Source organism: Cupriavidus sp. 05N39 (genome assembly GCF_056397325.1).
On record NZ_JBFTNE010000181.1, the window covers coordinates 1 to 7,276 of the forward strand.

4 protein-coding genes and 2 pseudogenes are annotated in these 7,276 nt (G+C 62.8%); 2 read left to right on the plus strand and 4 right to left on the minus strand.

The window, feature by feature from the left end; genetic code table 11:
- Nucleotides 1-117 precede the first annotated feature (117 nt).
- Nucleotides 118-270, plus strand: a pseudogene (locus AC1DN0_RS39615) (IS110 family transposase); the annotation flags it as partial.
- Nucleotides 271-275: 5 nt separating this feature from the next.
- Here AC1DN0_RS39615 and AC1DN0_RS39620 read toward each other — a convergent pair.
- The 4 genes and pseudogenes from AC1DN0_RS39620 to AC1DN0_RS39635 all read right to left on the minus strand — a co-directional run.
- A complete protein-coding gene (locus AC1DN0_RS39620; RefSeq protein WP_441631341.1) occupies nt 276-656 on the minus strand; it encodes a hypothetical protein in 381 nt (126 codons plus the stop codon).
- 206 nt (nt 657-862) lie between these two features.
- The gene (locus AC1DN0_RS39625; RefSeq protein ID WP_477146533.1) at nt 863-1,345 is read right to left on the minus strand and encodes a hypothetical protein; all 483 of its coding nucleotides are present in this window, start codon (nt 1,343-1,345) and stop codon (nt 863-865) included.
- Between the two features lie 185 nt (nt 1,346-1,530).
- Complete coding sequence (locus tag AC1DN0_RS39630) at nt 1,531-4,233, minus strand: excinuclease ABC subunit UvrA (protein ID WP_441631345.1); 2,703 nt, start codon at nt 4,231-4,233, stop codon at nt 1,531-1,533.
- Nucleotides 4,234-4,432: 199 nt separating this feature from the next.
- Nucleotides 4,433-4,759, minus strand: a pseudogene (locus tag AC1DN0_RS39635) (LysR substrate-binding domain-containing protein); the annotation flags it as partial.
- Between the two features lie 680 nt (nt 4,760-5,439).
- Here AC1DN0_RS39635 and AC1DN0_RS39640 point away from each other — a divergent pair.
- The coding region (locus AC1DN0_RS39640) for an ATP-binding protein (protein ID WP_477146534.1) at nt 5,440-7,276 on the plus strand (1,837 nt) is incomplete at its 3' end.

The window sequence follows — 7,276 nt, forward strand, 5'->3', positions numbered from 1 at the left end:
GGGTTGCGTAACCTACTGTAAGAAGGAGGAGCGTTCGACATGAAGATCGCGACCGTTGGTATCGACTTGGCGAAAACTGGGTTGCGTAACCTACTGTAAGAAGGAGGAGCGTTCGACATGAAGATCGCGACCGTTGGTATCGACTTGGCGAAAACTGTATTTCAGGTGCATGGTGTTAACGAGCATGGTAAGACCGTGTTGAGGAAGCAACTCAAGGGCGACCGGGTCGCCGCTTCTTTTGCCAACATGCCGCCGTGTCTGGTTGGCATCATTGGTTAGGCCAGATACTGGCCGAGGTGGGAGCGCTGCATCCCGGTGCCACCGCTGGTTTCCATGATCGTCGGCGCACTGCCAGCACCAACCTTATGCGCCAGCCGGATGCGGAGATTGCCCCCTACGATGCCCGTATGACCGCGGATCGCGCGGAGATCATGCTCTCGGGCCTGTCGACGGCGATGGCCGGTGCGGCGTGGCCCGACCGGGTCGGCCCGGTCTTCCTCGCCGGTGGCATGCACTACCGTCGGGTGATACGCGCGGCCGAGGAGCGGTGGGCGGATAAAGCCATGCTGCGCGGATAGGATGATGACCTGGGGCTGCGCATCAGCTCGCACATGCGCGCGAAACGTTTCATACATGACGCCGCGATACAGATCCATGGCGGGGCAGGGCGGTTGAGCTTCGTGGCCGAGCAGGCCATCAGCACCAATGGGCGAGCCGGCGACCGCGCGACGGTTGCGCGAGCGATTTCATCGAAGAGGCTGAGTTGCGTGGGGTGGGCCTGCATCGGAAGCACGGGGGTGATGGGATATACATCCAATCTACAGGGGCAGGCTCGAAGTCAAGGCCGGGCAGCCGGGAGCCGTCAAATGTCCCGTCCGGCGCGCTTGGCGTTGCGCGCCCCGACAAGCGAGGCCTTGCTGCGCGTTGCCAACTCGGGGATTGGCACCTGCATCATGTTTCGTGCGGCCTCGTGTATCGCGCTGGTGAGGCACTCACGTCTGCCAGCCACGTCAACATTCCCATGGTTCCGGATCAAGCGGGTCGCGTTGAAACGCCAAGCGGGAAGCCGTGCGGTGGCTCCGGCCTCGGGTGCCGCGCTGATGCCGACGGTGGCGTGCCACACGCGGTCCATTCCCAGCTGTACCGTATCGTAGTGAATCACCAGGACCGTCCCGGCAGCACTAAAAAAGCGCTCGAACTCAGTCGAAATCAGATCCTGCACGACGCYGCCGGGATCACCCACCGGCTCGTCGCCGTAGGCGAGGACGCCGAGCGCTGACGCGGGCGAGGCGGAAAAGGTGAGGGCGGCGCCGATCGCGGCGATGGTGCTAATGCGCTGCGTCAAGGGCAGTAGCTTCTCCGCATCAAAAATGAGCAATCGTCCAAGTTCGCCCTTGGGCGACCGCTTTCAGGAGTCGAACTGCCTCCCGGATGTCGAATAGTTGATGTGAGCCAATGACGGCTCGTGGCCGAACGCGGTCCTATCAAAGGGTTTTCGGCGTGCCCCGCCGACCCACCAGATCAACGAAATCAACGAAATATCACGGCCCGCAGATAGCTCGCGGTACGACTGTCCACGGCGAGCGCCACCGTCTCCGGCACGCCACTCACAACGATCCTCCCGCCGCTTTCTCCCGCACCCGGGCCGATGTCGAGGATCCAGTCGCTTTGCGCCGCGACACGCATGTCGTGCTCGACCAGCACCACAGTATTGCCGGCATCGATGAGCCCATGCAGATGCACCATCAGGCGATCGGTGTCGGCTGGATGCAGACCGGTCGTCGGCTCGTCGAGGATGTAGAGCGTATCCCCGCGTTGCGCACGCTGCAACTCGGTCGCAAGTTTGATGCGTTGCGCTTCGCCTCCGGAGAGCTCGGTGGCCGGCTGACCAAGCCGTAGATAGCCGAGGCCGATATCACGGAGCACAGTCAGTGAGCGCATCACCTGCGCCTCGTCGACGAAGAAGTCGCATGCCGTGTCCACGGTCATCGCCAGCACCTCGGCAATATTGCGCTCGCGCCAGCGAATCTCGAGCGTCTGCGGGTTGTAGCGGCTGCCCTGACAGGTCGAGCAGGGCGCGTAGACGCTGGGCAAAAACAGCAGCTCGACCATCACGAAGCCTTCGCCCTCGCACGTCGGACATCGCCCCTGCGCGACGTTGAACGAGAACCGGCCGGCGCTGTAGCGATGCTTGCGTGCAGCGGGAGTCGCGGCGAACAGCTTGCGCACAGCGTCGAACAACCCGCAATAGGTCGCGAGATTCGAGCGCGGCGTACGGCCAATCGGCTTCTGGTCGACGCGCACGAGACGTTTGATCTTGTCCATGCCGGCTGTGATCCGCCCGTCGGTCGTGACGGGCGGGGTGGCAAAGAGCGGGTCGACTTCGTCGTCTTCGGCAAGATCGGCTGCGCGCCCGAGATGTTCCGCCACAAGCTCCGTCAGCGCCTGGCTCACGAGGCTGGACTTGCCGGAGCCCGAGATGCCCGTTACCGTGGTCAGGCAACCCAGTGGAAAATCCGCAGCAAGATTGTGCAGATTGTTGCGCGTCACGTCTTCGAGCCGCAGCCAGCCGCGGGACTCGCGGCGCGGACGGGTCGCAGCCTCGCTCGCCTGCGCCTCTAACTCGCCTTGCGCAAACAGGTAGCGGCGTGTGCGCGAGTTTTCGACATCTGCAAGGCCGGCGGGTGGTCCGCTGTAGATCACACGTCCGCCCGCCTCGCCGGCATCCGGGCCCACGTCGACGAGCCAGTCGGCGCGCCGCATCACGCCAATGTCGTGCTCGACCACGAACAGGGAATTGCCCGCAGCCTTCAGGCGCTGCAACGCTTCGAGCAACGCATCGCCGTCCGCAGGATGCAGTCCGGCAGACGGCTCGTCGAGCACGTAAACAACGCCGAATAGTTGTGACGACAACTGCGTCGCGAGCCGCAGCCGTTGCAGTTCTCCGGAGGACAGCGTTGGCGTCGCACGGTCCAGCGCAAGATAGCCGAGACCGAGGTCGATCAAGGTTTTCAGACGTTCGAGCAGTTCGATCGCGAGCCGCTGCGCTGCCACACGCTTCTCGTCGGACAGGTTAGGCGTACGGCGCACGTCAGGCGCCCCCTGGTGAGCCTGTCCGCCGGCCGCGACACGTCTGGCGGTCGCCTTGCGCCGGCTGTTCCTGTCGAGAATCGCGCCGTCGGGAGATGTGCTGGAAGACGGCCACTGGCCGCGCGAGACGGGTTCGAGCAACGCAGCGAGCCGAGCGATGGGGAGTTGTGACAGCTCGCCGATATCCATACCGGCGAATGTCACCGAGAGTGCTTCCGCCTTCAGACGCTTACCGTGACACGACGGACATTCGCCGCCGATCATGAACTGCGACACGCGTTTCTTCATCAACGCGCTCTGCGTATTTGCGAAGGTATGTAACACGTACCGGCGCGCGCCGGTGAACGTGCCCTGGTAGCTGGGCTGTGCCTTGCGCCTGAGGGCGGCGCGCGTCTCCTTCGGCGTGAAGCCGGCATAGACCGGCACCGTTGGCTGTTCGTCGGTGAACAGAATCCAGTCGCGGTCTTTCTTCGGCAGATCGCGCCACGGCGTGTCGACGTCGTAACCGAGCGTGACGAGTATGTCGCGCAGATTCTGACCGTGCCAAGCGGGCGGCCATGCCGCGATCGCGCGCTCGCGAATCGTGAGCGAGTCGTCGGGCACCAGCGAGCGTTCGGTCACGCTATATACGCGGCCGAGCCCATGGCAGGTCGGGCAGGCGCCCTGTACCGTATTCGGCGAGAAGTCCTCCGCATACAGCATTGGCTGCTTCGGCGGGTAGCTGCCGGTTCGCGAGTACATCATCCGGACGAGGCTCGACAGCGTCGTCACGCTGCCCACTGACGAACGCGCGCTCGGCGTGCCACGCTGCTGCTGCAAGGCGACCGCCGGCGGCAGGCCTTCGATCGCATCGACGTCGGGCGCACCGACCTGCTCGATCAGCCGCCGCGCGTAGGGCGCGACCGACTCGAAGTAACGCCGCTGCGCTTCCGCGTACAGCGTGCCGAATGCGAGCGACGACTTGCCGGAACCGGACACGCCGGTAAACACCACCAACGCATCGCGGGGAATGTCGACGTCGACATTCTTCAGGTTGTGCTCCCGTGCGCCGCGAACCTGGACGAAGCCGCGTGGCGCGAGCGTGGGCGACTCAGGGTGATCAACAGAATGCTTGACAGTCGAGGACCGTGAGGGCTTGGTCATGGCAGCAGGGATAGGTGCGGGGGTGACGGCCTTAAACGTGGTCGCAAGCGGCGTGCCGCTGGGTCCCACCGTACGAGGCGAGCTTGCGATCAGACTCCTTACTCTACTGGATTTTCATGCGTAGGCTCTTGGGCCACGAAATGGTTCGCTGGTTATTTCGACCACGCTACCGTGAAGTTACTTCCTGCGATTGTGAATGTCAGTCTTCGTCCTGAGGTGGCTTGCCAGGAAGCGCCCAGATTCGCCGGCCCTCATCCACCGCGCGCTGCACCACGATGCGTGGCAGCACCGTGGCAAAACGCGTGGCCTCGACGAACTGCATGATGGTGCCGAGGATGCCGATCTCGAATTTTGGCTGCAGCGTGAGGTCTTCGATCTGCGTCGCGGCGTCCAGCACGCCGCGCAAGCCATGGCGTTTGGTGGGCAGCACCAGTTCCAGCCCGGGCAGCTTGGTGAGTTCCACCGCCGCCGGCAGTTCCGGGCCATGCTCGGCGCTGGTGACCAGCACAATTTCCTCGTCTGCTAAGTGGGTCGATTAGGTATCAATGAATCTGTGTAACGTGACTTAGCGTATCATTTTTTTTGCTGCGGCAGGCCTCGGAAAGCCTGGCCGATAACTGGGGAAAACCCTTATCTGTGGCGCGCGGTGAGGCCGTATGTGCCCACTAAGCACCGCCCTGCTCGACATCATTAGAAGTGATGAATGCGATCAAAAAATAATATTATAACTAATACCATATTCTCACTAAGCTCCTGCTCGATGTTGCATGAACCAGCGGATTCGCCCACCGGGTCCGGCGCGCAGAACGGAGTCAGGAATGAGAACAAACGATGCTGGCGGCATGACCGGCACGACACAGGAAACAGCGGCAGCGGGCGTTTGCCCCGCGCCGCGACACGCTTTCCCGTGCCGGCCCGCAATCCCCGCTAGCCAGATCGACCGCCCCGGTCCCGCCACGCGGGAGGACCGGTCATGAGCGACATGCGCAGCCTGCCGGCAGCAGCAGCGGCCGTCCACCTTGAATCCACTGCGGCCGGGCGCCAGCGTCACGTGGGCCGCGCGATGGAGCGGCTCGAGGACGCCGCGATCTAACAACTGACTCGAGAGCCCGTCGCGGGAAAACCGCACACCGGGTTCGGAGGCGGGGGACGGCGCTCGCCGTTTCCTAGCGCGTTCATTTCATCTTTTTGGGGTGGCTAGGATTCATGGGTCTGGAGATATATAGGCCGCTAGCGGCCGAAGGCACGGCGCGCACCATCACCCCGGGCATTTCGGCATTCATGCTCGTATTGTCGGTCTGGCTGGGGTTCGCGCTCTGGGCCGGATGGGACAGAGGCAGCGAATTACGCAGGATCCAGGCTGATGCCGACCGGCTTGCCYATACCCTCGGCCAGCACGTCGAGCGCACATTGATGGAGGCGGACCAACTGACCTCCCTGCTAGGCGGCGCCGTCATCGAACGGGGGCTGGATTTGCCGCTTGCCGAATGGACCCGCAACGGTCATCTCGGTGTCGAACCCTTCCTTCAAACCGCGATTCTGGACGAAAGTGGCGTCCTCAGGGCATCGACCAATCCGACATTCGAAGYGCTTGACCTAGGCGATAGCGAGCATTTGCGCATACACGCCGACAATCCCAGGCCGACATTGTTTGTCAGCAAGCCGCTGCGGGGGCGCAGTTCAGGTCGCTGGGTAGTTCTGCTTTCCAAGGGAATCGTTGGGCCGACCGGCCGTTTCATGGGGGTCGTAGTGGTGTCGCTTGACCCACTCTCCCTGACGAGCATCTACAAAAGCATCTATTTGGGCAGCCGGGGTGCAATCGGTCTGCTGGGTACCAATGATCTCATCTACCGGGTGCGTTGGAGCGGGGCGGCTTCCGACCCTGGGCAACCGCTGCCGGCGAGCTCTGCGGCCCGGCGAGCCGTAGCTGCCGCGGCCCACGCCGAAGTGGTGGAGAAGAGCCCACTGGACGACGTCGAGCGCATTTATGGCGTACATCGGCTGTCGAGAGGAAACCTGGCGGTCGTGATCGGCTACGACCTCCATGAAGCACTATCAACGTACCGCAGCAGGCTGCTCCTCGTCGCTTGCATCGCAAGCTTCGTATCCGCGCTGATCATCCTCGTCCAGATGCGCCAGGCCAAGTCAATCAAGAGGATGGCGAAGCTAGCGGATCGCGAGGCAGTGGTCAGCCGCCGGCTACGAGAAAGGAACCAGCACCTGCATGCGCTGTTCTTTGCGTTGCCGGACGGCGTTGCCATTTTCGATAAGGATCGCCACGTGGAAGACGCCAACGGCGGGCTGTGCGACGCCCTGGACGTTTCGCCCGGGGACTTGCGCGGCGCCACGCCACAACGGTTCGTTGACCTTCTGTATCGAGGCCGACGTCCCACGCGGGACTCAGTCACCCCGTCCGAACTACTTGCGAAGATCGACTGTGCCGCAGTCTCGCACGAATTTAGCGGCGTTATCGAGTTCGATATAGCGGATTCATCCAGCTACGCCATTCGTGTTGTGCATACCAGCGACGGCGCTGGCTGTGTGGTGGCTGTCTGGGACGTAAGCGCAATGCGGCGCGAGGAACGGGCCAAATCGCATTTCATTGCTACCGCAGAAGCTGAAATCAAGATACCCATCGCAAACGTCGTCGGATATGCCGACCTCCTCGCCGCCGATCTGATCCCCCCGGAAAAACGCCTTGGCATCTATCGCACGATTCGTTCGCAAGCCCAGCGCATCAGCCAGTTCGTTTCGAATCATCTTCAACTGACGCGCCTGGAAACACTAGGAGCATCCGAGATGACGTTTCATCGGGTGGATCTCGCAAGGCTCGTGCGAGACGTTGTTGAGGCAGGGTTCACGGACGATAGCCGGGTGACGCTGGAGTCCGCGAGAGAGCCTGTCTGTGTGATGGGTGACTCCGCCTCCCTCGCCAGCGTGATACGCCATTTGCTGGAGAATGCCGTGAAGTACGGGCTTGGGAGAGAGGTCAACATCTCGGTCGCTAGCGCGTCGGACGAACGCCGCAACGCCATGCTGAAAG